Source organism: Pseudoxanthomonas sp. CCNWLY206-1, assembly GCF_039710385.1.
Taxonomy (GTDB): domain Bacteria; phylum Pseudomonadota; class Gammaproteobacteria; order Xanthomonadales; family Xanthomonadaceae; genus Pseudoxanthomonas_A.
Map to the genome: position 1 here is coordinate 380,510 of NZ_JBDKXI010000001.1, position 22,473 is coordinate 402,982.

Here is a 22,473-nt window from a genome sequence, read left to right on the forward strand (position 1 = left end):
CAAGGAGGTTCCAATGAAAACGATGTTCAAGACCAGCGCGCTTGCTGCGCTTACTGTCACTCTGCTGGGCGGTTGCGCCAGCTATACCGGCCAGACCAGCGATCCCAACGACCCTAACCGTACCCGTACCGGAGCCCTGATTGGTGCTGGTATCGGCGCTGTTGCCGGCCTGCTCAGCGGTGGCGATGCCACAGAACGTCGTCAACGGGCACTGGTGGGTGCCGGCGTAGGTGGCTTGGCCGGCGGCGGTATCGGCGCCTACCAGGACCGGCAGGAAGCCGAACTGCGCCGCCAGACCGCGGGCACCGGCATCGATGTCACCCGCGATGGCGACGTCATCAAGCTCAATCTGCCCGACGGCGTGACCTTCGATTTCAACAAGGCTGAGTTGAAGCCGCAGTTCTACCCGGCCCTCAACAACGTCGCCGCCACGCTCCGCGAATACAACCAGACCATCGTGGAAGTCACTGGTCACACCGACAGCATCGGCAGCGATGCGGTCAACCAGCGCTTGTCCGAGCAGCGCGCTTCATCGGTCGGTAACTACCTGATCGGCCAGGGGCTGATGCGCGAGCGCTTCGAGATCGTCGGCATGGGCAAGCGCTATCCCATTGCCAGCAACGATACCGAGTCCGGCCGCGCCCTGAACCGACGGGTCGAAATTCGCGTGGTGCCGGTACGCAGCAGTTGAGGCGATAGATTTTTTTATCGCTTGAAACGGGCCGCGCGAGCGGCCCGTTTCTTTTCAGACTTAAGAGCGCTGGACGCTGATCAATGCGGATGAATCAGATCACGCGATTACTTTGGAGCAAAAAAGTTGTCATCCCGGCCTGCGCCGGGATGACGAATCAGTTAGTACTTCGTACCTCTTGTCCGCTTTGGTCCGTATCCCAAGCTCTTCCGTCCCCAAAGCCTGTACCACGCCCGATGTCAACCCGTTTCGCCGCGGCGCGCGGCTTGCCACAATCGCCGTCCCACCCGGAACACCGGGGCCTATCCGAACGGAAGCAATGCAAGACAGTAATTCGAAAATCCCCATGCAAGCCGTCGCCCTGCAGATCGCCAAGACCATCGCCGCCGAGATCGGCGCGGAGACCGCCCAGGCACGTGCCGCTATCGCGCTACTGGATGAAGGTGCCACCGTTCCCTTCATCGCCCGCTATCGCAAGGAAGTCACCGGCGGCCTGGACGACACTCAGCTACGCAATCTGGAAACGCGCCTGACCTATCTGCGCGAACTGGAAGACCGTCGCGCCGCAGTCCTGGCCAGCATCGAAGAGCAGGGCAAGCTGACCGACGAACTGCGCGCCGAAATAGAGGCCGCTGACAGTAAGTCGCGCCTGGAAGACCTGTATCTGCCGTACAAGCCCAAGCGCCGCACACGCGCGCAGATCGCACGCGAGGCTGGCCTGGAGCCGTTGGCGGACGGCTTGTTGAACGATCCTACCCAGGTGCCGGAAACATTCGCCGCCGGTTTTGTCGACGCAGAAAAGGGCGTCGCCGACGTGAAAGCAGCACTGGAAGGCGCCCGCGCCATCCTGATGGAACGCTGGGGCGAAGACGCCACGCTGGTGGGTGAGCTGCGCGAATGGCTGCATGAAGTCGGTGTGATCCGGGCGCGGGTCGCCGAAGGCAAGGAAACCGAAGGCGCCAAGTACCGAGATTATTTCGAGCATGCCGAATCGCTGGCGAAGATTCCTTCCCACCGTCTGCTCGCGCTGTTCCGCGCCCGCCGAGAAGAAATCCTTTTTCTCGATCTGGACCCCGGTAGCGAAGCGGAAGCCGGCCATCAATTCGCCGAGGGCAGGGTCGCTCAGCGTGCTGGCGTTTCCGCGCAGGGCCGTCCTGCCGACAAATGGCTGCTGGATGCCTGCCGCCTGACCTGGCGCGCCAAGCTGCACATGCACCTGCTGCTGGACCTGTTCGGCCAGGCACGCGAGAAAGCCGAAGCCGAAGCGATCGCGGTGTTCGGCGATAACCTCAAGGACCTGCTGTTGGCGGCGCCGGCAGGTGCGCGAGCGGTGCTGGGGCTGGACCCTGGCCTGCGTACTGGCGTCAAGGTCGCCGTGGTGGACCGCACCGGCAAGCTGGTCGCCACCGACACCATCTACCCGCACGAACCGCGCAAGCAATGGGATCAGTCGTTGCATACGTTGCGTGCGCTTTGCGCCAAGCATCAGGTTGAGTTGATCGCCATCGGCAACGGCACCGCCAGCCGCGAAACCGACAAGTTGGCCGGTGATTTGATCAAGCTGGCGCCGGACCTGAAGCTGCAGAAGATCGTGGTAAGCGAAGCCGGCGCTTCGGTGTATTCGGCATCGGAATTCGCCGCACGTGAATTCCCCGATCTCGATGTCAGTATTCGCGGCGCGGTGTCGATCGCCCGCCGCTTGCAGGATCCGCTGGCCGAACTGGTCAAGATAGAACCCAAGGCAATTGGCGTGGGCCAGTACCAGCACGATGTCGATCCGTTCCGGCTGGCGCGCGCGCTGGATGCCAGGGTCGAGGACTGCGTGAATGCCGTCGGCGTGCACGTCAACACGGCTTCCGCGGCACTGCTTTCGCGCGTGTCTGGCCTGTCTTCGACAGTCGCCGAAAACATCGTGCGATTCCGCGACGAGAACGGCCCGTTCCGCAGCCGCAAAGCGCTGATGGAAGTGCCGCGTTTGGGAGAGAAGACCTTCGAACAATGCGCCGGCTTCCTGCGCATCGCTGATGGCGACCAACCGTTGGATGCTTCTTCCGTGCACCCGGAAGCTTATCCTGTGGTCGAGCGCATCGTGAAAAGCTGTGGCCGCGAAGTGAAACAAATCGTCGGCGATGCCAGCTTCCTGCGCAGCGTCAAGCCCGAGCAGTTCACCGATGAGAAATTCGGCGTGCCAACGGTGCGCGACATCCTCAAGGAACTGGAAAAGCCAGGCCGCGACCCGCGTCCTGAATTCAAGGCGGCGCGCTTTGCCGACGGTGTGGAAGAACTCAAGGACTTGAAGGTCGGCATGATCCTGGAAGGCGTGGTCAGCAACGTGGCCGCCTTCGGCGCTTTCGTCGATATCGGCGTACACCAGGACGGCCTGATCCATATCTCCGCGCTGGCCGACCGTTACGTGAAAGACCCGCGCGAGGTGGTGAAGGCGGGCGACATCGTCAAGGTACGCGTGCTGGAGGTGGACATTCCTCGCAAGCGCATCGCACTGACGCGCCGCTTGGACGAAGCTCCGGCACCGCAGGCGCCGCGTGAGGAACGTGGTCCAGCGCGTCCACCCTCAGGACAGCGGCCCGCTAACGGCCGAGACGGCGGACGCGGGCAGGGCGGCTTCAATAAGCCAGTCGCCGCGCCGCCAGCGGATAACGCGCTGGCAGCGGCGTTCGCCAGGGCCAAAGGCAACGCGTAGTCGGTGTTGCTTTTGTAGGAGCGCCGTCCTGCCGGTAGGAGCGGCGTCTCGCCGCGAGCTCTTGCCGTCAGATCGCGACGGAAGCGAAGAACTCGCGCCGGGACGGCGCTCCTACGTAGACGGTGTGCGCCTTACGGCCACTTCATCTCGCCCTTGCTGACCTTGGCGCTCAACTCCAGCGAAGGCAGCGCGCCAAGCGTGGGATAGCGCTGCTTCATCGCGGCGATCAGTTCGCCGGAGTTCTTCGCCTTGGCCGCTTCTTCATCGTAGGCCTTGATGTAGTCGGCGGTGAAACGCACGGCATCCAGGTCCTGCGGCGCAGCAGGTGCGAAATGACCGGGGATCACCCGTGCCGGTTGCAAGGCTTCGATGCTGCTCAGCGTGGTCAGCCAGTCGGCGTGCGATTGCGGCGTCTGCGTGTCTGCCATCCACACGTGCTGGCCGGCCATCACCGGAATCCCGCCAGCTACCGTCTTGATTGACGGAATCCACACGAAAGTGCGGTCCGGCGCAGGACCACCCAAACCGACGATCTGCAGTTTCTGTCCCTCCAGATCCAGGCTGTCGCCTTGCAGCGGCTCGGGCATGACGATCTGCTTCGGCGCACCGGTGCCGAGTATCGGGCCCCAATGAGCCAACTTGCCGGCGCTGGATTCCTTGATGTGCGCGATGGTCTGCGGCGTGGCGAGCACCTTCGCATCCGGGAATGCCTGCTTGAGTGTTTCCAGACCGAAATAGAAATCAGGATCGCCATGACTGATATAGATCGTCGTCAGGCGCTTGCCGGAAGCGCGAATCATGTCCACCAGCTTTTGCGCATCGGCGGTGGAGAACTGTGCGTCGATGAGGGCGGCTTCCTGCGCGCCGCTGACCAGCACCGAGGTCACCGCGAAGATGCCTTTCTCGCCAGGGTTGTAGACCTCGGTTTTCAGCGGCTGTGCGGTGGCTTCGGCGGCTTGGGTAGCGGGTGCGGTCGCTTCCGTTGCTGGTGCGGTGGCCGGCGGCGTTTCGCGGCTGCATGCGGTCAGCGCCACAGCAAGCACGGACATGCAGAGAAGGGGCAAGCGGGACTGTTTCATGTCGGTTCCATGTTGTGGCGGGATGAAGGCAATGGCCGATGCGGCGTCAGTACGCCACGGTCGCTATCTGACGAACGAACCGTGGTTGTTCGATCTCGCTGACAAAAGCGTCCGCATAGTCGGAATAGCTGATGGTGCTCTTGCCTTGCGCGTCGGCCAGCAGCGTCTTGGCTTGTGTGCGGAAATTGCCCTGTTTTTCGCCAGGACCGATGACCGCCGCGGGCGCGTAGAACGTCCAATCCAGATCGTCGGTGGACTGGTACAGCTTGAGCGCATCGCGGTGCGCCGACGCAACGGATTTATAAGCGGGCGGGAAGCCTTCAGTGTCGACCAACTGCACGCCGGGCGCGACTTCCAGGCTGCCGGCGCCGCCGACCACTACCAGCCGCCGGATGCCGGCTGCGCGCGCAGCGGCAATCAACGCCTGAGTGACCGGGCTGACGCTGGCTTCGTCGCCGGGGGCAGGGCCGTATGCGCTGGCCAGCACGTCATGTCCGCGGAGGACGGCGACCAGGCCATCGTGATCGTCGAGCGCGGCGATGGCGATGCTGGCGCCGTCCAGTTCGGCGGGCAGATCAGTGTCACGGCGGAGGACCGCGGTGACTTCGTGCCCGCGGCGGATGGCTTGCTGGGCGATATGGCGGCCAATGGTTCCGCTGGCGGCGACAAGGGCGATTTTCATGATGCGCTCCGAAAAGGGGAGGCGACACTGTAGCGAGCTGAAATCGCACGAAAAATGGCTTATAAGTACTCAATTTGTTGCATGGATCGACCAAATAGTGGACCGAATGACCGCCATGACGGTTTTTGTCGAAGTCGCCGAGCGCGGCAGCCTGACCGCCGCCGCCGACGCCCTGGACATGTCGCGGGCCATGGCTACGCGCTATCTGGCCGAGTTGGAGGGCTGGCTGGGCACACGATTGTTCCATCGCACCACGCGCCGGATCAGCCTGACCGCAGGCGGTGAACTGGCGCTGGAGCGCTGCCGCAAGCTGCTGGAGCTAAGTGCCGATCTGCAGGCGTCCGTCATTGAAGACAATGACGGCACGCCGCTTCATGGTCAGCTCCGCATTACCTGCAGCACCTCATTCGGCCAAAGCCAGATGGCATCGGCGGCAGCCGAGTACGTAGCGCGGCATCCCGGGGTGCGCGTGGACATGCTGTTGCTGGATCGCACGGTCAATCTGGTGGAAGAACGCGTGGACCTTGCCATCCGAATCACTCACGAACTGGATCCGAATCTGATCGCCCGGCGATTGTCGATCTGCCGTTCGCGCTTATGCGCGTCGCCGGACTACCTGCGGGCGCGAGGAATGCCGATGCGCGCCGAAGACCTGGCATCCCACAATTGCCTGACCCATCATTTCGTCGGAAAAAGCCTCTGGCAGTTGCGCCGGGATGGGCGCGAGATCGCGGTTGCGGTGGGCGGCAACATCAGTGCGAATGAAGCCAGCGTTTTGTTGCAGGCAGTGCGTGCAGGTGCGGGTGTCGCCATGCTGCCGACCTTTCAGGCAGCGCCTTTGCTCCGCAGTGGTGAACTGATCTGCGTGCTTCCCGACTACGAAGTGCCTTCGATGGGAATATACGGCGCATACGCCACTCGTCGCCTGCTGCCGGCGACCGTGCGTTCGTTCCTGGACTTTCTTGCCGACCGCTTCGGCGATGAGCCCGATTGGGATCGCGATCTGGTGTAGCGGAAAACGTGTTGACGATAGTGCCGATGCACATGGAAGCGGGTCATGTTTTCGTGGACATTACGTCAACGCAAAGTGAAACGATGCGTCTCTTCACGTTGGGCACACCGTGGTAAGTCACATCCTTGCATCAGGCTACAAAGAGGCAAGGCATGCATACCATCATCGAACCGGCGGAAGGACGGCTAGGCATTCTGATGCCGGGACTGGGTGCGGTGGCGACAACGCTGGTCGCCGGCGTCGAGGCGATCAAGAAGAACCTCGCACAGCCCATCGGTTCGCTGACCCAGATGGGCAATATTCGCTTGGGAAAACGTACTGAAAACCGCTGCCCCGCGATCAAGGATTTCGTGCCTCTGACGGAGCTGGAGGACATCGTGTTCGGTGGCTGGGACGTCTACGGCGACAACATGTACGAAGCGGCGCGCGAAGCGAAAGTGCTCGATGCCGGAATGCTGGAGGCGGTGAAGGCCGAACTCGAAGCCATTCGACCGATGACCGCGGTGTTCGATCGCTCCTACGTGTTCAATCTGGACGGCGACAACATCAAGCAGGCCGACAGCAAGATGGAGCTGGCTGAAGCGGTTATCGATGATATCAAGCGCTTCCAGCGCGATCGCCGTTGTGCGCGCATGGTGATGGTGTGGTGCGGTTCCACAGAGAAATACATTGAAGCGTCGGAGGTGCATGCCACGCTGGATGACTTCGTGGAGGGTCTACGAACCAACGACCCCGCGATTTCTCCGTCGATGATCTATGCCTACGCAGCGCTATCGCTGGGAATACCGTTCGTCAACGGCGCTCCCAATCTGACCTGCGACATCCCTGCGCTGATCGAGCTGGCGACACGCACTGGCGCGCCGATCGGCGGCAAGGATTTCAAGACCGGCCAAACACTGATGAAAACGATCCTGGCGCCGGGCTTGCAGGCGCGGGCGCTGGGAATCACGGGCTGGTTTTCTTCCAACATTCTCGGTAACCGCGACGGCTACGTGCTGGACCATCCGGATAATTTCAAGACCAAGGAAGTTTCCAAGCTCAGCGTGCTCGAGCACATTCTGCGGCCTGATTTGAATCCTGATCTCTACGGCAATATCTATCACAAGGTCCGGATCAATTATTACCCGCCGCATGGCGACAACAAGGAAAGCTGGGACAACATCGACATCTTCGGCTGGCTGGGTTATCCCATGCAGATCAAGATCAATTTCCTGTGCCGCGATTCCATTCTTGCGGCTCCCATCGTGCTGGATCTAGCGTTGTTCAGTGATCTGGCCAAGCGTGCCGGTATGTCCGGTATCCAGGAGTGGCTATCGTTCTACTTCAAGTCTCCGCAGACCGCACCCGGGTTGCGTCCGGAGCACGACATTTTCAAGCAGCTGATGAAGCTGCAGAACACGTTGCGGCACATGATGGACGAGGACCTGATTACCCACCTGGGCCTGGACTACTACCAGGATCTGGTCGAAGTGCTGTGATGCGTGTTTCGGGCCGCACACCCACCCGTCATTCCATTCCTCCATGCCGCTGAGCCGACATGATTGAAGCCGTCACGTTCTGGAACGAACCGAACAACAAGTCGCATTGGGATCCGGAGGTCGATCCCGAATGGCGAATCTACTCCGATATGGTGAAAACCGCGGCGCAAGCGGTGAAAGCCGAACGCCCGAATGTTCTTCGCGTGCTGGGTGGCATTTCCCCTATCGATCCTGGTTTCATACTCAGGCTGCAGGAATTCGGCGTGCTTGAGGATCTGGACGCGGTGGCGGTGCATGGATTCCCGTTGGATTGGAATCTGTGGCAGCTCGATCAATGGCCCCAGAAGATCGCTGAGATCGAAGCGGTTACGCCACTGCCTGTCTGGGTGACGGAGGTTGGTGTTTCCAGCTTCGGCGCCGAAGAAGTACAGGCGTTTGGATTGCGCAGAACCGCAGAACTGTTACGCGGTCGCGTGCCGCGCATCCACTGGTACAGCCTTTATGATCTGCCGCGCGCCTGGGAAGCGACCACCCGGCATCGCGAAGCCGAAGGCTCATCCTATTACCGGCATTTCTACATGGGCCTGCTGCGCGAAGGCGGCTCGCCGAAGGCGGCCTGTGACGAGTTCGCGCTATGCACGCCAGACATGGGCATCTGCCAGTGGTTCCATTTCGAAGACCATCGGCTCGATGCAGCGGTCGAGTGGTTGCGCCGCTTGGGTGTCCGTCACTTGCGGACTGGTTTGAGCTGGGCCGATTATCTTCGGCCGGACTCCGGGCGATGGTTCGACCGGATGATGGCGGCGCTCGAGGAATTCGATCTGACCGTGACCTTCTGCTTCACGCCGGAGTCGAGGGGCATCCTGCCGCATCACACCAGTGCGCCGCAGGACATCAGGGAGTACTCGGATTTCTGCGTGGAGATGATGCGTCGCTATGCGTAACTTGCAGCACTAATCGGCGCTCGATCCCGGAGATGCAAACACCAGAACCCAAACCCCGACATGAAGCCAACGCAGATGCTGGCTTTGTCGATCCAGGCGAAGCCTGGATGCGTCACATGCGCTGTGGCGAATGGGAGCAGGCTTGGCGGATCAGCGATCGGCAGCTACCTGTCCGCGCCAATAGATCATGCGTGGATTGGCCGCGACATCTGCAATACGTTTGGACAGGTGCGCCGCTAGCGGGCAAGCGCGTGCTGGTGCGTTGCTATCACGGGCTGGGCGACACCATTCAGTTCATTCGATACGCACCTCTGCTGAAGGCAATCGCAAGCGAAGTAATCGTTTGGGCTCAACCGGGCTTGATTCCTTTGTTGAGTACGGCAACCGGCATCGACAAGTTGATCGCATTGCATGACGGAACACCACAAGCGAACTACGACGTTGACGTGGAGATAATGGAGTTGCCCCATATCTTCCGTACCACTTTGGCGACCGTGCCGGCCCATGTTCCTTACCTCCGCGCCGAACCGATGTCGCTTCCGCCGTCCGCCGGCCGGCAGCCGGCAATTGGCTTGGTGTGGAAAGCGGGCGACTGGGCCGAACAGCGTTCCATTCCATTCCCGTTGCTGGCCCCTTTCGCCGAACTTACGGATATAGCGCTTTTCATTTTGCAGCCAGGTGCGACCGCTGCCGGATGGAATGGCCAATTCGGCACGTACCTGGGGGAGTTTGATTTGTACGACTACGCCCGCGCCGTTCGCGCGATGGATCTGCTTATTTCCATCGATTCCATGCCGGCGCATATGGCGGGGGCGATGGGCGTGCCGGTGTGGACGTTGCTTCATGCCGAAGCAGACTGGCGCTGGATGGAGAATCGCGACGACAGTCCCTGGTATCCCAGCATGCGGCTGTTCCGGCAACGGCAGGCCGGTGATTGGGAGACTGTCATCGAGGATGTGATGTCTGCGTCGGCAGCCTTCGCGAGTACAAGACGATCGTAGAGCCGGAGTCCGCCATGGCAACAGCGTCGACATAGCATCCCTGTGGCAGCGACGTAAGTCCGCTTTTGTGGAGCCGAGCTTGCTCGGCTGCTCTTCGATCCGGGTGAGGCCTGAAGCAGCGGAGCAAGCTCCGCTCTACGAAAAGAGGGCTATCACGGCGCGCAGCTCCGCTCTACGTCATTTCAAACCCAAGCGTCCGACAAGTTCGCCAAGCCTTCCCCGGTGATAAGCCAGCGCGTGATACACCGCGGCCACCATGCTTGCCCAGTACACGTATATCTTCGGCATTCCCGCCCAACGGGCGAGCCGAAACACCCGATGACTCCACGCCGAAATCCAATAGCGGATCTGGTAAGTCAGCCTGCGTCTTGTGGCGATCGAATGGGCATCCGGAGCGATACGTTTGCGTGGTTGAAGACCGCGCCGCCGCCGCGCCAACCGATAAGCCAACCCTTCGCGACGTTGCCTCAGTCCAGCGGCCTGGGTTTGCGTGACGAATTCGCCATTGACGGCATCCAACTCCAATCGGCCGTCACGGATAGCGTCAGCCACCAGGTTGGCAATATCGCGCGAGCGAATCACAACGACATTCGTACCCCGCCAATCGGAAGAATACGGCTCAATCCAAGCGTCGCCGAACGAAACATCCGCTGTTTCGGCTACCACGTCGTCGCAGAAATTGCAGGCGGCATCCATGAAGAATCCGGCGCCCCAGTCGCCATCCGCCAGATGCCACCAATCCTTGCTGACAACACGCCCGTCATGCAGTGTGAGGCTCGCGTTGTACCAACTCGCGGGCCGGTCTGGGGTTTTGGTGCGGAAATCTAGCCGCTGTACTTCATCCAATGGAACGTCCATCTGCCAGGCCAGGCTTTCCACGAAGCGTGCACTTTTCATATGTCCGCAAAAAAGTCCCAAGGTGTAGCGGATGCGCTCGCGAAATACCGGGTTCTCACGGCGCAGTAGCTGCACTGCCTTGATGAAGCAGGGAATGCCAATCACCGCATAGCGACCCGGTTCATCCCGGATGGTCTTGAGGACCTCCGACAGATCGACCGGGTAGTAGCGCGACTTTGCGCCTGCGCGGACTTCGGCCTCGTTGCGCGAAATGCGATAGCGGAAGAAGCGGCCATCCTCGTTCGGCGACTCGGTGGCGACCACGTGCGCTATACCGTCTATCGAACCCCTCCTAAGTAGCTCGGTGGCCACCCAAGTCGCCATGCCTCCCGAACTTCCTTGAACCCGGAAATCCTGCTCAGCGGCGTATCCCACATAGGCGGCAAGAAAAGGTCCCGTGGATTCCCCGTGAGCCGGTGCGTCGGCGAACAAGTCCGCAGCCAAGCGATCTTCATTGGTCGCGAATGGCGAGAAAGGGCAAGTGCGAGAAAAGCCAGCGGAGCGGTCGCGGCTCCATTCCGAGCTACCGTTTGGCCTGAGTTGCCCGTAGGTATCGAATTCCATCCTGGCTTCCGGTGTCTCGGCTTGAGCCGCACAGCTACCACAGCCGATGCACAAGCCCGAGCGGACGATGTCCCGAGGACTGAGCGCCGCATCCATCCGTTGGGCCCTCAGGCCAGAGCCCCGTCCAGATATCGCTGGGACGAATCGCGAAGATGATCGATACGGTCGATGATTCCGGAAGCCAGCGGCTGGCCAAGCGACCGGTCGTATGTCGACGCCGGGGCTGCCTCCGCAAGCAGATGATTTTCGCCACCCACTTTCGCCATCAGGCTGCGCAGCTTGTTGCCGCGGTACCAAGAGCTTTCGCAAACGAAGGGTTTTCGGTTCCGCAAAGCGAACACGCAGCCATGGAAGAAATTGGTCGCCACCGCTTCGGCACCTGCCATGAAATGGACGAACTCATGTGGACCGGCGTCGATCCATTGGCGATCGACCCAATCGTTCCGATACCCGATGCTGATCAGCGGAAGTTGCTTCTGCTTCGCCCATCGTCTGACCGACTCGGAAAAAGTGTTCGAGAAACCATGCCCGTATACGGCGATGTAGCGAGGCAGGGGAGGTTCATCGAACGGGTCCGTGGTGGTCAATGGAAATTGCAGGCAAGGGTCGAGCACCACGGCGGGTTCGATTCCCGTGGCGCTCAGGACAAGCGTCTTGGAGGCATCATCGCGCACGGCAATCTGCTGGAAGTTCTTCAACTTGTCCGACCAGTCCTGCGCCAGGCCGCCAGGTGCGTCATGATTCCCGAAGCTTGCCGCGTACGAAACCAATCGCTCCGCACGAATGCCATCGCCATAGAACAACCGGCATCCGCCATACCACGGGTGCGAAAGATTCCACACTTCATCGCTGCCGACGATCACCAGATCGAAATTCGGCATGGTGGTGGGATCGTCGATTGGAAAGCGGGCTGAAAGCGGCAGCGATTCGAATGCCTTGAAGAACCGCCGGATTTTGTCCCGATAGCGCAGCTGGTCCGATGGCGGCACCGGTGTGGGCAAGGTCGGTTGGTAGGCGCATTTCCATTCGGCGAAATTGATCCGGCGCGAGTCGTGATCCAGGATGACCGCATCATGGCCGAGTGCCCGCAGACCGTCCGCCAGACAACGTGCTTGCCAATAGCTCCCATAGTTGATGCAGCGGTGGAAGGTCAGAATGCCGATCTTCATTTCAAGAATGACTCACCAATGATGGGTTCTCCGGGCATGTAGGAGCGGCGTCCTGCCGCGGGCTCTTTCTTACCGCTACCCGAATCGCTGTGCCGAACTCCGAATGCACAGGCCGCCCACAAAACGTGTGAAACACTCGGAAGCCAAATACCGAGTTTTTGATTGGCAGCGATGACCACGTTCCTCCTGATCCGCCATGCCTTGACTGACACATCGGGCCAGCGCCTGACTGGGCGCACCGCAGGCGTCCGACTGAATGAGCAGGGGCGGGCGCAAGCACGGGCGCTAGCCGAGCGATTGGCCGGTTTGCCTATCGCTGCCGTCTACAGCAGTCCGCTTGAGCGAACGAGCGAAACCGCCGAATTCATAGCGAGGCTACTCGGAATCGCGACTATCCCTTGTGAAGATTTTTTGGAAGTGGAGTTCGGTGATTGGTCAGATGCGTCGTTCGAAGAACTCGCCGCTGAACATTCATTTCAGAGGTTCAACACGTTCCGAAGTTGCGCTTCTGTTCCAGGCGGCGAATTCATGCTGCAAGCGCAAGCGCGCATGGTCATAGGACTCGACAAACTCCGCCGACGGCACCCGCAACAGAACGTGATTGTCGTCAGCCACGGCGACATGATCAAAGCCGCGATCGCCTACTACGCAGGCATCCCGCTCGATCTGTTCCAACGCATCGAGATAAGTCCGGCTTCGATCAGCGTCGTGGAAATCGACGAAGACGCCGTCAGGATTCTTTCGGTGAACAATACGGGCGACATATTGGCGTAAGACCAAGTAAGGCTAAGACGTTGTGCTTGGCACGAACCGATTCGGATATTCGCCTTTCAGTAACGTCTTGAAGGTGTGAAGCGCGACGACCGACGGGATCATGCCGTGCGCGGACAAACAAAAAAGCCGGAACCTCGCGGTTCCGGCTTCTTGCTTGAGATGGTGGAGGTGGGCGGAATCGAACCGCCGTCCGAAGGTACTCCATCCCCGGTACTACATGCTTATCTCACCGTTGGGTCTCGTCCTGCAGCAGCACGGTGGGCGAAGCGCACCGCAGAACCAGCCTGTTTTGGTTAAGCCGTGACTGACAGGCAGCCGTCACAGCCGGTTCCGTGATAATGACCCTACATCTACGAGCACGGGCACAAGTAGGTTCGGGGCTTACGCCTTAAGCGGCGAGAGCGTAGTTGTCGTCGTTGGCAACTAAAGTTTGCCGCTGGATTAACGAGGAAAGCTGCCCCCTCGGCATGCACCAGGCAATTTCGCAACCCCCGTCGAAGCCAGTGCACCCCCGGGAATCAGAACTTGCTGCTGATGTGCGCAGTGTAGGGATCGCACGCGGGTGTCACAAGAGTGAAGAGGCGCACGGTCACCCGGGCTTCACCTGCCGCAGAATGGCCGACGGCAAGCACCCGCACCGTTGTCCAGCTGAAGGAACGCAGGAGAACCGCTCATGGCAGGCAGGAAGACCCCCACCAGAAAGACCGCCCCGAAAGCGCGCAAGTCGGCCGCCAAGGCGCCGGCGAACGCGACCAAGAAAGCCACCAAGAAGGCCACCAAGAAGGCTGAAGGTACGGCGAAGCCACGGAAAGCTGCCAAGAAAGTGGTCTCGGGCGAGAAGACCTTGCTGCAGCGTTCCGGCTTCCTCGCTACCGCGCAAGGCGAGGCCAAGACCGTCATCTACATTCACGGTATCGGCAACAAGCCGCCGGCCGAGGTGCTGCGCCGGCAGTGGGATAACGCGCTGTTCGGCCGTGGCATGGGCGAGCGCACACGCATGGCGTATTGGGTGAACCGGGAGCGTTATCCGTCACCAGAGGAAGGCGGGGTGGAGGATCGGGACCAAGGCCCGGTCCTGAACCAGGCCGAGCAGCGGGTACTCAGTGCATTGGGCATCGAACCTTCCGTGCGCGACGTGGGCAAGCTGGCTGATGCGTTGGCCGACAGCGAGACCGAACGCCTGATGCTGCACCGGATGCTGGATGAGCTGGAGGCTTCAGCGCCGCCGCCCGGCACCCCGGGGGCGAAGGGCATCGGCGGACTCATCAATCGGGCTTTGTTGAAGGTTATCTCGGCAGCGCTGCTGCAGGACGTACACGACTTCTTCTTCGTGGAAGCAAGGCGTAAGGCCATGAAGGAGAGCTTGAAAGAGCGGCTGGACGCGGGTGGCGGGCCGTTCGTGGTCATCGCGCACAGCCAGGGCTCGATGATCGCCTACGACGTGCTGCGCGAATTGAAGGCGGAACAGTATGACATCGCGCTGTTCATCACCGTCGGCTCGCCGCTGGGCCTGCCCAGCGTCCGAAGCATGTTCCGTGACTGGACGAAGAAGAAGAAGCTGGAGTTCCCTGCTTGCGTTCGGCGCTGGGTTAACGTGGCCGACGGCCTCGATCCAGTGGCGCTGGATGAAGACCTCAGCGACGACATAGACAAGGCCGGACCGCGTTTCGTCAACATCGACGGCGCCCGGATCAACCCTGATTGGCGCAGCAATCCGCACTCCGGCTCCGGCTATCTTTCCATCCCGCAGGTCAGGACTGAAGTCCGCAACATCGTGGGCGTGGGCTTCGACCAGCCAGTCTCCAATACCGTGCTGATCAAGGATCTGTCCGACCAACTGGAGGCGCGCGGCGCCGAATACCGGCACGAGATACTCATTGAGCTGGACAAGCTGTCCGCGGGAGACAGTCGCAGCGACGTGCGCGACGCGCTGCTGAAACGCATCCGGGGATTGGCGGCGCAGACCACGGGATTGAAAGGCGAGAAGCTGGACGATGCGATCGAGCTGGAAGACAGCCTGCAACGTTTCGTTTCCGCGCGTTTGACGCGCTTCGAAATAGAAACGCTGCGCAACGACTACCGCAGCCTCAGCTTCAAGCGGTTATGGCGCGATGCCGGCAAGCGCGCGTTGGTGAACCAGTCGCGCAGCGTCATCCACGCCGATGCCGCGCAAGCATCGTACCGGGCGTTGGGACAGAGGATCGGTTGGGCGGTGTTGGACACCGGAATCGCGGCCGGGCACCCGCATTTCTACGAAAAAGACAAAAAGGATCGTGTGGTGGCGCAATGGGACTGCACCGAGCGCGGCAGCCCGCGCAAGCTGATGCGCGGCGACGGCGATGCCTTCGAGCGACTGGATGGCAACGGTCATGGCACACACGTCGCCGGCATTATCGCGGGCGCCTGCCGTGCCGCGTTGCCGGGCCCGGAAGGCCAACCTGATGTGGAATTCGCGGGCATGGCGCCGGAGACGCAGCTATATGGATTCAAGGTATTGGACAACGACGGGAATGGCCGCGATTCCTGGATCATCAAGGCCGTGCAACAGATCGCTGAAGTGAACGACCAGGCCGGCGAACTGGTGATCCATGGCGTCAATCTCAGCCTGGGCGGCTACTTCGATGTGGAGAGCTATGGCTGCGGCTTCACGCCGCTGTGCAACGAATTGCGACGGCTGTGGCGGCAGGGCGTGGTGGTGGTGCTGGCAGCCGGCAATGAAGGGCTCGCCTGGATCATGCAGAGCGATGGCGAGGCATACCCGATGAACATGGACATGACCATCGGCGATCCGGCGAATCTGGAGGAGGCTATCGCGGTGGGCTCGGTGCACAAGAGCAATCCGCACAGCTATGGCGTGTCGTATTTCTCCTCGCGCGGGCCGACCGCCGATGGTCGCATCAAACCGGATGTGGTGGCGCCGGGCGAAAAAATCATCTCGGCGCATTTCGATTTCAAAGCTGACGACCCCAGGACCTGGATGGTGGAAATGAGCGGCACCAGCATGGCAGCGCCGCATGTCTCCGGTCTGGTCGCTGCGTTCCTATCGGCGCGTCGCGAGTTCATCGGTTTCCCCGACAGGGTCAAGCAGCTCGTCCGGCATCATGCCGTCGACATAGGCCGTGACCGCTACATGCAGGGCTGCGGCATTCCCAATCTGGCGCAGATGCTGGCGGCGACTTGAGGTCTAACTTGTGGGAGCGCCGTCTCGGCGCGAGCTCTTCGCTTCTGGCGCGATCTGGACAGGAAGAGCTTGCGGCGGGACGCCGCTCCGCGCCCCGATAGCCTCTCAGCGCGCGCGACCAGAACGCGCCGCAGCGCGTCCTGCATCGTGAGCAATAGGCTTCAATTGCTCTTCGCTTCGTTGCGATCTGACGGGAAGAGCTCGCGGCGGGACGCCGCTCTTACAAAAGCAACGTCCTACGCCCCAAGGATGAACCGCCTAGGCGTCGCGGTTATGCCGGCGCATAACGCGTGATTTTTCGCGGGCCCAGTCGCGGTCCTTGCTGGTGGCGCGCTTGTCATGCGTCTGCTTGCCCTTGGCCAGCGCCAACTCAGCCTTCACTTTGTTGCCTTTCCAATACAGCGCGGTCGGCACCAAGGTGTAGCCGTCGCGTTCTATCTTGCCGACGAGGGTATCGATCTCCCGCCGGTGCAGCAGCAGCTTGCGGGTGCGGCGGTCGTCCGCGATCACATGACTGGAAGCCTGGATCAGCGGAGTGACCTGCGAACCGAACAGGAAGATTTCGCCATTGCGGATCGTGGCGTAGCTCTCGCCGATATTGGCGCGGCCCGCGCGGATCGCCTTCAGTTCCCAGCCCTGCAGCGCCAGTCCCGCCTCGTAGCGATCTTCAAGGTGATAGTCGTGGCGAGCACGTTTATTCAACGCGATCGTGCCCGTTGCTTTATTCTTGTCCGGTTTCTTGCCCATCTGTCCATTGTCGCCGAAGGCGGAAGTACAAGCGAGCCAAATGCAAACCATCCGCCGCAGCGCCCTGGTCGATCACTCCGCCGCGCGCATGTTCGACCTCGTCAACGACGTTTCCGCCTATCCCCGCCGCTTCGATTGGTGCAGTGGCGCTGATCTGATCGAATCGGAACCCGACCGGGTCGTCGCCCGGCTGGATCTGGGCCTGGGTTCGTTGCGGACTTGGTTTACCACCGAGAACACCCTGGACCGTCCGCACCGCATCGATATGGAACTGGTCGATGGCCCGTTCCGAAAGCTGCATGGACGGTGGGAATTCCACGCACTGGACGAATCGGCCTGCAAGGTCACGCTGACGCTGGAGCTAGAACCCAGCAATCGCCTGCTGGGACCGGCGCTGGCGCTGGGCTTCCAGGGTTTGGCAGACCGCATGGTGAACGACTTCGTCCGAGTCGCCGACCACGGGGAATGAGATGAAGGTCGAAGTGATCCGTGCGTGGCCGCGGCGGCATGAAACCGTGCTGGTGGAATTGCCCGAGGGCGCCCATGTAGCCGACGCGGTGAAGGCCAGTGGCTTCAGCGACTTATCGCAGGAAACGGCTTATGCGATCTTCGGCGTGGCGGCGGCCGACGATGCGCCGCTGCATGATGGTGACCGCGTGGAGCTGTTGCGGCCGCTGCAGATGGATCCCAAGGAGGCGCGCCGACGCCGTGCGCGCAAACCCCTTTAGACGGCAAACGCTTTAGCGGCGCCCGCCTTTCTTCTTTTCCTTAGCCAGGTTCGGGCCGAACTTGCGCACGTCCTTCGACAGTTGCAGGTCGTTCTCGGGGAAGTATTCGCCTTCCCATTTGGCCAGGCTGTTGCCTTCGAAGTGCAGCGTGAGATTCTTGATCTCGGTGGTGCCACGACGGTTGGTGCGCTGGGCAGCGGTGTAATCCCAGCGATCGGCATGGAACGGATCGGAAATGGATGGGGTGCCCAGCAATGCCTGCACCTGCTGCTTGCTCTGGCCCGCCTGTAACTGGTCCACGGCGGTCTTTTCGAGCAGGTTGCCCTGGTAGATCGGCTGCTTGTACAGGATGCCGCAACCGGCGGTGGAGAAGGCGAGGGCGGCGACCAGCAGGAATTTACGCATTGGGATCGTAAGGAAGGAAATCGCGTCGATGATACACTTCCCGCGACCGCCGCAACCGAGCTACAGGCAGCTGGCGCTAAACCGAGAATGAACGGAGACGCCATGGAAACGCAGGATCTACGCAAAGTCGGACTGAAGGTGACGCATCCCCGGATGCGCATCCTGGCGTTGTTGGAACAGAAGACTTCCGAGCACCATCTGTCTGCCGAAGACATTTACCGGCAGCTGCTTGAGCAAGGCGACGAAATCGGCTTGGCCACGGTATATCGCGTGCTCACCCAGTTCGAAGCGGCCGGCTTGGTCCTCAAGCACAATTTCGAAGGCGGCCAGGCCGTTTACGAACTTGACCGCGGACACCACCACGATCACATGGTCGACGTGGATACGGGCCATGTCATCGAGTTTTCCAACGAAGAAATCGAAGCCTTGCAACGCAAGATCGCCGCGCAGCACGGCTACGAAATAGAAGAGCACTCGCTGGTGCTGTACGTGCGCAAGAAAAGGCGCTAACGCGGCTTCACAAAGGCACGGGTACGTCACTCCCACAAGGAGTTCACCCACGCCTGGTAGAGCGGAGCTTGCTCCGCTGCTCTTGATGGATAGGTAGGAAAAGCAGCGGAGCAAGCTCCGCTCTACGAGACGCGTTGCGCCTTACACGGCGTTCGCCAGCAACCGCTTGGCAGCCGCATGCGCTTCCTTGCTGACTTCGACGCCGCCCAGCATGCGCGCCAATTCCTCTTCACGCTGTTTGGCAGTGAGTGACTCGACCGCGCTCTGGGTCATGCCTTCCACCGGCGCTTTGCTGACGCGGTAGTGGGCGTGACCTTGCGCCGCTACCTGGGGCAGGTGGGTGACGCATAGAACCTGGCGCTTGGCGCCCAGGGCGCGCAACTTCTGGCCGACGATTTCCGCGACCGCACCACCGATGCCGGAATCCACTTCGTCGAACACCATCGTAGGCACTGCATCCAGGCCCAGCGCGGCGACTTCCATGGCCAGCGAAATACGCGACAACTCGCCACCGGAAGCTACCTTTCGCAATGCGCGCGGCGGCTGCCCGGCGTTGGCGGACACCAGGAATTCCACCCGCTCGCCTCCCAGTGGATCGGCACGTTCGGATTCGTTGGGCTCGATAGCGATTTCGAACTTGCCGCCGCCCATGCCCAGTTCGGCGATCAGCGTCGTGGTGGCCTTGGATAGTTGCGTGGCAGCGCGTTGGCGGGTCTTGCCCAGGCGCACCGCGGCATAGCGCCACGCATCGCGTGCCGCTTCGATTTCGCTGTTCAACTTGAGCAGGCGCTCGCCGGCGCCGCGCAGCGATTCCAGTTCGGCCGCGATGCCGTCGCGTTGTTCCGCCAATTGATCGGGCGAAATGCGGTGCTTGCGTGCCAGGTCGTGGATACGTCCCAGCTTGCGTTCCAACTCTTCCAGCTGCGAAGGGTCAGCATCCAGGTCGTCGCGAACCTGGCTGAGCAGGCCTAGCGCTTCCTCCAGCTGGATGTCGGCGTTTTCCAGCAGGCCATCGACTTCACGCAACCGGGGTTCGTGCTCGGCCATGCGTGCCAGCTCGCTGCGGGTTTGTTGCAATTGGCGCAGCAGGGAAGGCGCTTCATCACCGCCCAAACGCACCAGCGCGGCATCACAGGCATGGATCAGTCCGGAGGCGTGCGCCTGACGCTTGTGATTGGTGGTCAGGGCCTCGATGGCTGCGGGCGACAGGTCCTCGCGCTGCAGCTCGGTGAATTGATGTTCCAGGTAGTTGATGCGATCGGAGACGTCGCCGCGTTCGGACAGGCGCTCCCGCTCGCGCAACAATGCCTGCCAGCGCTCAGCGCCCTCACGCACGGCCGTGGCTTCCGTGTGATTGCGGGCATAGGCATCCAGCAGCGCCAGCTGACTGGGTTTGGAAAGCAGTGCCTGGTGTTCGTGCTGGCCATGGATCTCCACCAGCCGGGAGGCGAGGTCGGATAGCTGCGACAGGGTCACGCTGCGCCCGTTGATCCAGGCGCGGGAACCGCCGTCCGCGCGGATGACGCGGCGCAGTTGGCAATGACCGTCGTCGTCCAGCTCGTTTTCGGCCAGCCAGGCGAGCGCGGGCGCGGGCGATTCCAGAACGAATTCGGCGGATAGGTCCGCGCGTTCCGCACCATGGCGCACCACGCCGCTATCGGCGCGCAGGCCGGATAGAAAGCCCAGCGCATCCACCAGCAGCGACTTGCCGGCGCCGGTTTCGCCCGAAATGACTGTCATCCCAGGGCCGAATTCCAGTTCGGCGGATCGGACGACGGCAAAATCCTTGATCGCGAGGTGTCTTAGCATGGTCGCGGATTGTAAGGGTTACTGGCTCAAGTTCTGCGACAGCAGGCGCCGCCGTTCGCAAGTGAAGCGCCGATGCTTTCCTTGCCCATACTGGCAGCGGGTGAGACAGGGCAACCCCGCCGGCGCTTGCAATAAAGCCGGCGCACGGCTATCTAGTCGCCATGGCCGCCCCCTCCAATCCGCTCGATCCGCGCGCTCGGCAGCTGTTGCGCACGCTGATATCGCGATACATCCGCGACGGCGAACCGGTGGGATCGGCGACCTTGGCCAAGCATGCCGGTCTGGACGTCAGTCCGGCCACGATCCGCAACATCCTGGCCGAACTGGAAGAAGTCGGCCTGCTCAGTTCTCCGCATGCCTCGGCCGGACGAGTGCCGACGGAGCAGGGATACCGGGTGTTCGTGGACAGCCTGGTGCAGGTGAAGTCCCTGGGCGAGGGCGAAGTCGCCCGGCTGCGTTCGGAAATGCCGCAAGGCGCCGGAACGCAGGCGTTACTGGGGAATGCTTCGGAACTCCTGTCGGCCATGACCCATTTCGTTGGTGTCGTGAGTGCGCCGAAGAGGGAGCAGTTCGCGTTCCGGCATATCGACTTCGTCCCGCTGGATGCGCGGCGGGTACTCGCGATCCTGGTCTTCGCCGACAGCGAAGTGCAGAACCGGGTCATCGAACCGCGGCGCGCCTACGATCGTTCCGAACTGGAACGAGTCGCGAACTATCTCAACGCCCATTTCGCTGGCCGCCCGATTTCCGACATTCGCACCACGTTGTTGCGTGATCTGCGCGCGGCCCAGTCGGAAATGGAAGGCCTGTTGGCGCATTCCGTGGAACTGGCTGAGCAAGCGCTGGCGCCGACCGCGGACGACGTGGTGCTGGCCGGACAAACCAAGCTGATGGGCGTGCAGGATCTGACAGACCTGGATCGCCTGCGGGAGTTGTTCGAAGCGTTTGCCCGCAAGCGCGAGATCCTGCAGTTGCTGGAGCGCACGATCCAGGCTCCGGGGGTGCGCATCTTCATCGGCGACGAAACCGGGCTGGCGCCACACGCCAGCATCTCCGCGGTCACCGCACCGTACATGGTCGGCGGCCAGGTGCTGGGCGTACTGGGGGTGATCGGTCCCACTCGCATGGCCTATGACCGGGTCATCCCCGTCGTCCAGGCTGCGGCCGATGTGCTGGGCGCCGCCATGGACAATCCGGTCAAATAGAGCTTGTTGAACAAGCTAACGGGCGCCAGGGACCGGGGCCGGGGGCAGGGATCCGAGCGCCACGCCGCGGGGCTCACCGAAGGACTGAAGACCTCGATAGGTGGACGCCTTCATTCCCCATTCCCGGCTTTATCGCCTTGAATCCCGCCCGGGCGGCCCCATTGGTTCCGATCAGGCGGCCGGACTTGCCGCAACGGGACCCGAAATGAGCGAGCACGAACAAGATTCCGACCTCGGACAGACATCCGAGTCGAATGAGATTGAAAACGCAAAAGCTGAAATAGAGCGCCTGCATAACGAGTTAGACCAGTTGCGCGCCTCGTCGCTGCTGGAACGCGCCGATCTGGATAACCAACGCAAGCGCGTGGCACGGGACATCGAGCAGGCGCGCAGGTTCGCCAACGAGCGCCTGCTTGGCGATTTGCTGCCGGTATTCGACAGTCTGGATGCCGGTCTGGCGGCTGCCGGCCCCGAACCCAGCCCGTTGAAGGACGGTCTGGAGCTGACGATGAAGCAGTTGCTTAAGGTAGCCAACGACAATGGTCTGGCCCTGTTGGATCCGACCGGTGAAGTCTTCAATCCGGAACACCATCAAGCCATCAGCCAAGCCGAAGCGCCGGGTGCCGCGCCGGGCACCGTAATCCAGGTTTTCCAAAAGGGTTATCTGCTCAATGGCCGGCTGCTGCGCCCCGCGCTGGTCGTGGTGGCAAAGCACGATTGACTATTTTTTCCCTTCCTCTTCAAGGGGAAGGCTGGGATGGGGATGGTTTTCCGGTCGAACGAAGTGAATGTCGACGACAGATAACACCCCTCCCTCTCAATCCTCCCCCTTGAAGGGGAGGGCTCGACCCCCACATTCCACTCATCAACCCGGCCCAGGCCGGCCAAATACTGAA

General features: G+C 61.5%; 20 protein-coding genes and 1 other RNA gene. 13 read left to right on the forward strand and 8 right to left on the reverse strand.

The genetic code is table 11. The features are described 5' to 3' along the window. Positions 1-13 precede the first annotated feature (13 nt). The gene (locus tag AADW18_RS01585) at positions 14-691 is read left to right on the forward strand and encodes an OmpA family protein (protein ID WP_337341590.1); all 678 of its coding nucleotides are present in this window, start codon (positions 14-16) and stop codon (positions 689-691) included. A gap of 346 nt (positions 692-1,037) precedes the next feature. Further along, complete coding sequence (locus tag AADW18_RS01590) at positions 1,038-3,392, forward strand: Tex family protein (RefSeq protein WP_337341591.1); 2,355 nt, start codon at positions 1,038-1,040, stop codon at positions 3,390-3,392. A gap of 131 nt (positions 3,393-3,523) precedes the next feature. On the opposite strand, the gene AADW18_RS01595 is transcribed toward AADW18_RS01590, so the two are convergent. Both AADW18_RS01595 and AADW18_RS01600 read right to left on the reverse strand, forming a co-directional pair. Further along, complete coding sequence (locus AADW18_RS01595; protein WP_337341592.1) at positions 3,524-4,471, reverse strand: MBL fold metallo-hydrolase; 948 nt, start codon at positions 4,469-4,471, stop codon at positions 3,524-3,526. Positions 4,472-4,517: 46 nt separating this feature from the next. Then, a complete protein-coding gene (locus tag AADW18_RS01600; RefSeq protein WP_337341593.1) occupies positions 4,518-5,153 on the reverse strand; it encodes an NAD(P)H-binding protein in 636 nt (211 codons plus the stop codon). A gap of 97 nt (positions 5,154-5,250) precedes the next feature. Here AADW18_RS01600 and AADW18_RS01605 point away from each other — a divergent pair, with 97 nt between their 5' ends. The 4 genes from AADW18_RS01605 (at position 5,251) to AADW18_RS01620 (ending at position 9,588) form a co-directional block, all read left to right on the forward strand. Then, complete coding sequence (locus AADW18_RS01605) at positions 5,251-6,165, forward strand: LysR family transcriptional regulator (protein ID WP_337341594.1); 915 nt, start codon at positions 5,251-5,253, stop codon at positions 6,163-6,165. 152 nt (positions 6,166-6,317) lie between these two features. Further along, positions 6,318-7,643 (forward strand): inositol-3-phosphate synthase, encoded by a 1,326-nt coding sequence (locus tag AADW18_RS01610; RefSeq protein ID WP_337341595.1) that lies wholly within the window; start codon positions 6,318-6,320, stop codon positions 7,641-7,643. 59 nt (positions 7,644-7,702) lie between these two features. Beyond that, positions 7,703-8,587, forward strand: coding sequence for a hypothetical protein (locus AADW18_RS01615; protein ID WP_337341596.1), 885 nt, complete (start codon positions 7,703-7,705; stop codon positions 8,585-8,587). 116 nt (positions 8,588-8,703) lie between these two features. Further along, positions 8,704-9,588 (forward strand): hypothetical protein, encoded by an 885-nt coding sequence (locus AADW18_RS01620; protein WP_337341597.1) that lies wholly within the window; start codon positions 8,704-8,706, stop codon positions 9,586-9,588. 177 nt (positions 9,589-9,765) lie between these two features. Here AADW18_RS01620 and AADW18_RS01625 read toward each other — a convergent pair whose 3' ends face one another. Further along, positions 9,766-11,145, reverse strand: a complete 1,380-nt coding sequence (locus tag AADW18_RS01625; protein WP_337341598.1) for a Coenzyme F420 hydrogenase/dehydrogenase, beta subunit C-terminal domain — start codon at positions 11,143-11,145, stop codon at positions 9,766-9,768. Positions 11,146-11,156: 11 nt separating this feature from the next. Beyond that, positions 11,157-12,218 (reverse strand): polysaccharide pyruvyl transferase family protein, encoded by a 1,062-nt coding sequence (locus tag AADW18_RS01630; RefSeq protein ID WP_337341599.1) that lies wholly within the window; start codon positions 12,216-12,218, stop codon positions 11,157-11,159. Between the two features lie 171 nt (positions 12,219-12,389). Here AADW18_RS01630 and AADW18_RS01635 point away from each other — a divergent pair, with 171 nt between their 5' ends. Further along, positions 12,390-12,992 carry a histidine phosphatase family protein gene (locus AADW18_RS01635; protein ID WP_337342099.1) on the forward strand — a complete coding sequence of 201 codons (603 nt, stop codon included), beginning with the start codon at positions 12,390-12,392 and terminating at the stop codon, positions 12,990-12,992. A gap of 160 nt (positions 12,993-13,152) precedes the next feature. Here the strand turns inward: AADW18_RS01635 and ssrA are convergent. Beyond that, positions 13,153-13,505: a transfer-messenger RNA gene (ssrA, locus tag AADW18_RS01640) on the reverse strand. Positions 13,506-13,665: 160 nt separating this feature from the next. On the opposite strand from ssrA, the gene AADW18_RS01645 reads away from it, so the two are divergent. Further along, a complete protein-coding gene (locus AADW18_RS01645) occupies positions 13,666-16,173 on the forward strand; it encodes a S8 family serine peptidase (protein ID WP_337341600.1) in 2,508 nt (835 codons plus the stop codon). A gap of 258 nt (positions 16,174-16,431) precedes the next feature. Here AADW18_RS01645 and smpB read toward each other — a convergent pair whose 3' ends face one another. After that, a complete protein-coding gene (smpB, locus tag AADW18_RS01650; RefSeq protein ID WP_337341601.1) occupies positions 16,432-16,920 on the reverse strand; it encodes an SsrA-binding protein SmpB in 489 nt (162 codons plus the stop codon). 40 nt (positions 16,921-16,960) lie between these two features. On the opposite strand from smpB, the gene AADW18_RS01655 reads away from it, so the two are divergent. Next, positions 16,961-17,389, forward strand: coding sequence for a type II toxin-antitoxin system RatA family toxin (locus tag AADW18_RS01655; RefSeq protein WP_337341602.1), 429 nt, complete (start codon positions 16,961-16,963; stop codon positions 17,387-17,389). Position 17,390: 1 nt separating this feature from the next. Beyond that, positions 17,391-17,648, forward strand: a complete 258-nt coding sequence (locus tag AADW18_RS01660) for an RnfH family protein (RefSeq protein WP_337341603.1) — start codon at positions 17,391-17,393, stop codon at positions 17,646-17,648. 12 nt (positions 17,649-17,660) lie between these two features. Here AADW18_RS01660 and bamE read toward each other — a convergent pair whose 3' ends face one another. After that, a complete protein-coding gene (gene bamE / locus AADW18_RS01665; protein WP_337341604.1) occupies positions 17,661-18,053 on the reverse strand; it encodes an outer membrane protein assembly factor BamE in 393 nt (130 codons plus the stop codon). Positions 18,054-18,155: 102 nt separating this feature from the next. On the opposite strand from bamE, the gene fur reads away from it, so the two are divergent. After that, positions 18,156-18,563, forward strand: coding sequence for a ferric iron uptake transcriptional regulator (gene fur / locus AADW18_RS01670; RefSeq protein WP_337341605.1), 408 nt, complete (start codon positions 18,156-18,158; stop codon positions 18,561-18,563). Positions 18,564-18,704: 141 nt separating this feature from the next. Here fur and recN read toward each other — a convergent pair whose 3' ends face one another. Continuing rightward, positions 18,705-20,372, reverse strand: coding sequence for a DNA repair protein RecN (recN, locus tag AADW18_RS01675; protein ID WP_337341606.1), 1,668 nt, complete (start codon positions 20,370-20,372; stop codon positions 18,705-18,707). A gap of 161 nt (positions 20,373-20,533) precedes the next feature. Between recN and hrcA the strand changes: the two genes are divergently transcribed. Both hrcA and grpE read left to right on the forward strand, forming a co-directional pair. Then, on the forward strand, positions 20,534-21,577 hold the full coding sequence (gene hrcA / locus AADW18_RS01680) for a heat-inducible transcriptional repressor HrcA (protein ID WP_337341607.1): 1,044 nt from the start codon (positions 20,534-20,536) through the stop codon (positions 21,575-21,577). 205 nt (positions 21,578-21,782) lie between these two features. Next, a complete protein-coding gene (grpE, locus tag AADW18_RS01685) occupies positions 21,783-22,298 on the forward strand; it encodes a nucleotide exchange factor GrpE (RefSeq protein WP_337341608.1) in 516 nt (171 codons plus the stop codon). The last annotated feature ends 175 nt before the right edge of the window (positions 22,299-22,473 follow it).

Bases quoted from the DNA above. Each gene is read 5' to 3' on its own strand.
- AADW18_RS01635 (WP_337342099.1), top strand. From the start codon at position 12,390: ATGACCACGTTCCTCCTGATCCGCCATGCCTTGACTGACACATCGGGC.
- bamE (WP_337341604.1), bottom strand. From the start codon at position 18,053: ATGCGTAAATTCCTGCTGGTCGCCGCCCTCGCCTTCTCCACCGCCGGT.
- AADW18_RS01660 (WP_337341603.1), top strand. From the start codon at position 17,391: ATGAAGGTCGAAGTGATCCGTGCGTGGCCGCGGCGGCATGAAACCGTG.
- AADW18_RS01600 (WP_337341593.1), bottom strand. From the start codon at position 5,153: ATGAAAATCGCCCTTGTCGCCGCCAGCGGAACCATTGGCCGCCATATC.
- AADW18_RS01630 (WP_337341599.1), bottom strand. From the start codon at position 12,218: ATGAAGATCGGCATTCTGACCTTCCACCGCTGCATCAACTATGGGAGC.
- AADW18_RS01615 (WP_337341596.1), top strand. From the start codon at position 7,703: ATGATTGAAGCCGTCACGTTCTGGAACGAACCGAACAACAAGTCGCAT.
- AADW18_RS01595 (WP_337341592.1), bottom strand. From the start codon at position 4,471: ATGAAACAGTCCCGCTTGCCCCTTCTCTGCATGTCCGTGCTTGCTGTG.
- AADW18_RS01590 (WP_337341591.1), top strand. From the start codon at position 1,038: ATGCAAGCCGTCGCCCTGCAGATCGCCAAGACCATCGCCGCCGAGATC.
- hrcA (WP_337341607.1), top strand. From the start codon at position 20,534: ATGGCCGCCCCCTCCAATCCGCTCGATCCGCGCGCTCGGCAGCTGTTG.
- fur (WP_337341605.1), top strand. From the start codon at position 18,156: ATGGAAACGCAGGATCTACGCAAAGTCGGACTGAAGGTGACGCATCCC.
- grpE (WP_337341608.1), top strand. From the start codon at position 21,783: ATGAGCGAGCACGAACAAGATTCCGACCTCGGACAGACATCCGAGTCG.
- recN (WP_337341606.1), bottom strand. From the start codon at position 20,372: ATGCTAAGACACCTCGCGATCAAGGATTTTGCCGTCGTCCGATCCGCC.
- AADW18_RS01645 (WP_337341600.1), top strand. From the start codon at position 13,666: ATGGCAGGCAGGAAGACCCCCACCAGAAAGACCGCCCCGAAAGCGCGC.
- AADW18_RS01610 (WP_337341595.1), top strand. From the start codon at position 6,318: ATGCATACCATCATCGAACCGGCGGAAGGACGGCTAGGCATTCTGATG.
- AADW18_RS01585 (WP_337341590.1), top strand. From the start codon at position 14: ATGAAAACGATGTTCAAGACCAGCGCGCTTGCTGCGCTTACTGTCACT.
- AADW18_RS01625 (WP_337341598.1), bottom strand. From the start codon at position 11,145: ATGGATGCGGCGCTCAGTCCTCGGGACATCGTCCGCTCGGGCTTGTGC.
- AADW18_RS01620 (WP_337341597.1), top strand. From the start codon at position 8,704: ATGCGCTGTGGCGAATGGGAGCAGGCTTGGCGGATCAGCGATCGGCAG.
- smpB (WP_337341601.1), bottom strand. From the start codon at position 16,920: ATGGGCAAGAAACCGGACAAGAATAAAGCAACGGGCACGATCGCGTTG.
- AADW18_RS01655 (WP_337341602.1), top strand. From the start codon at position 16,961: ATGCAAACCATCCGCCGCAGCGCCCTGGTCGATCACTCCGCCGCGCGC.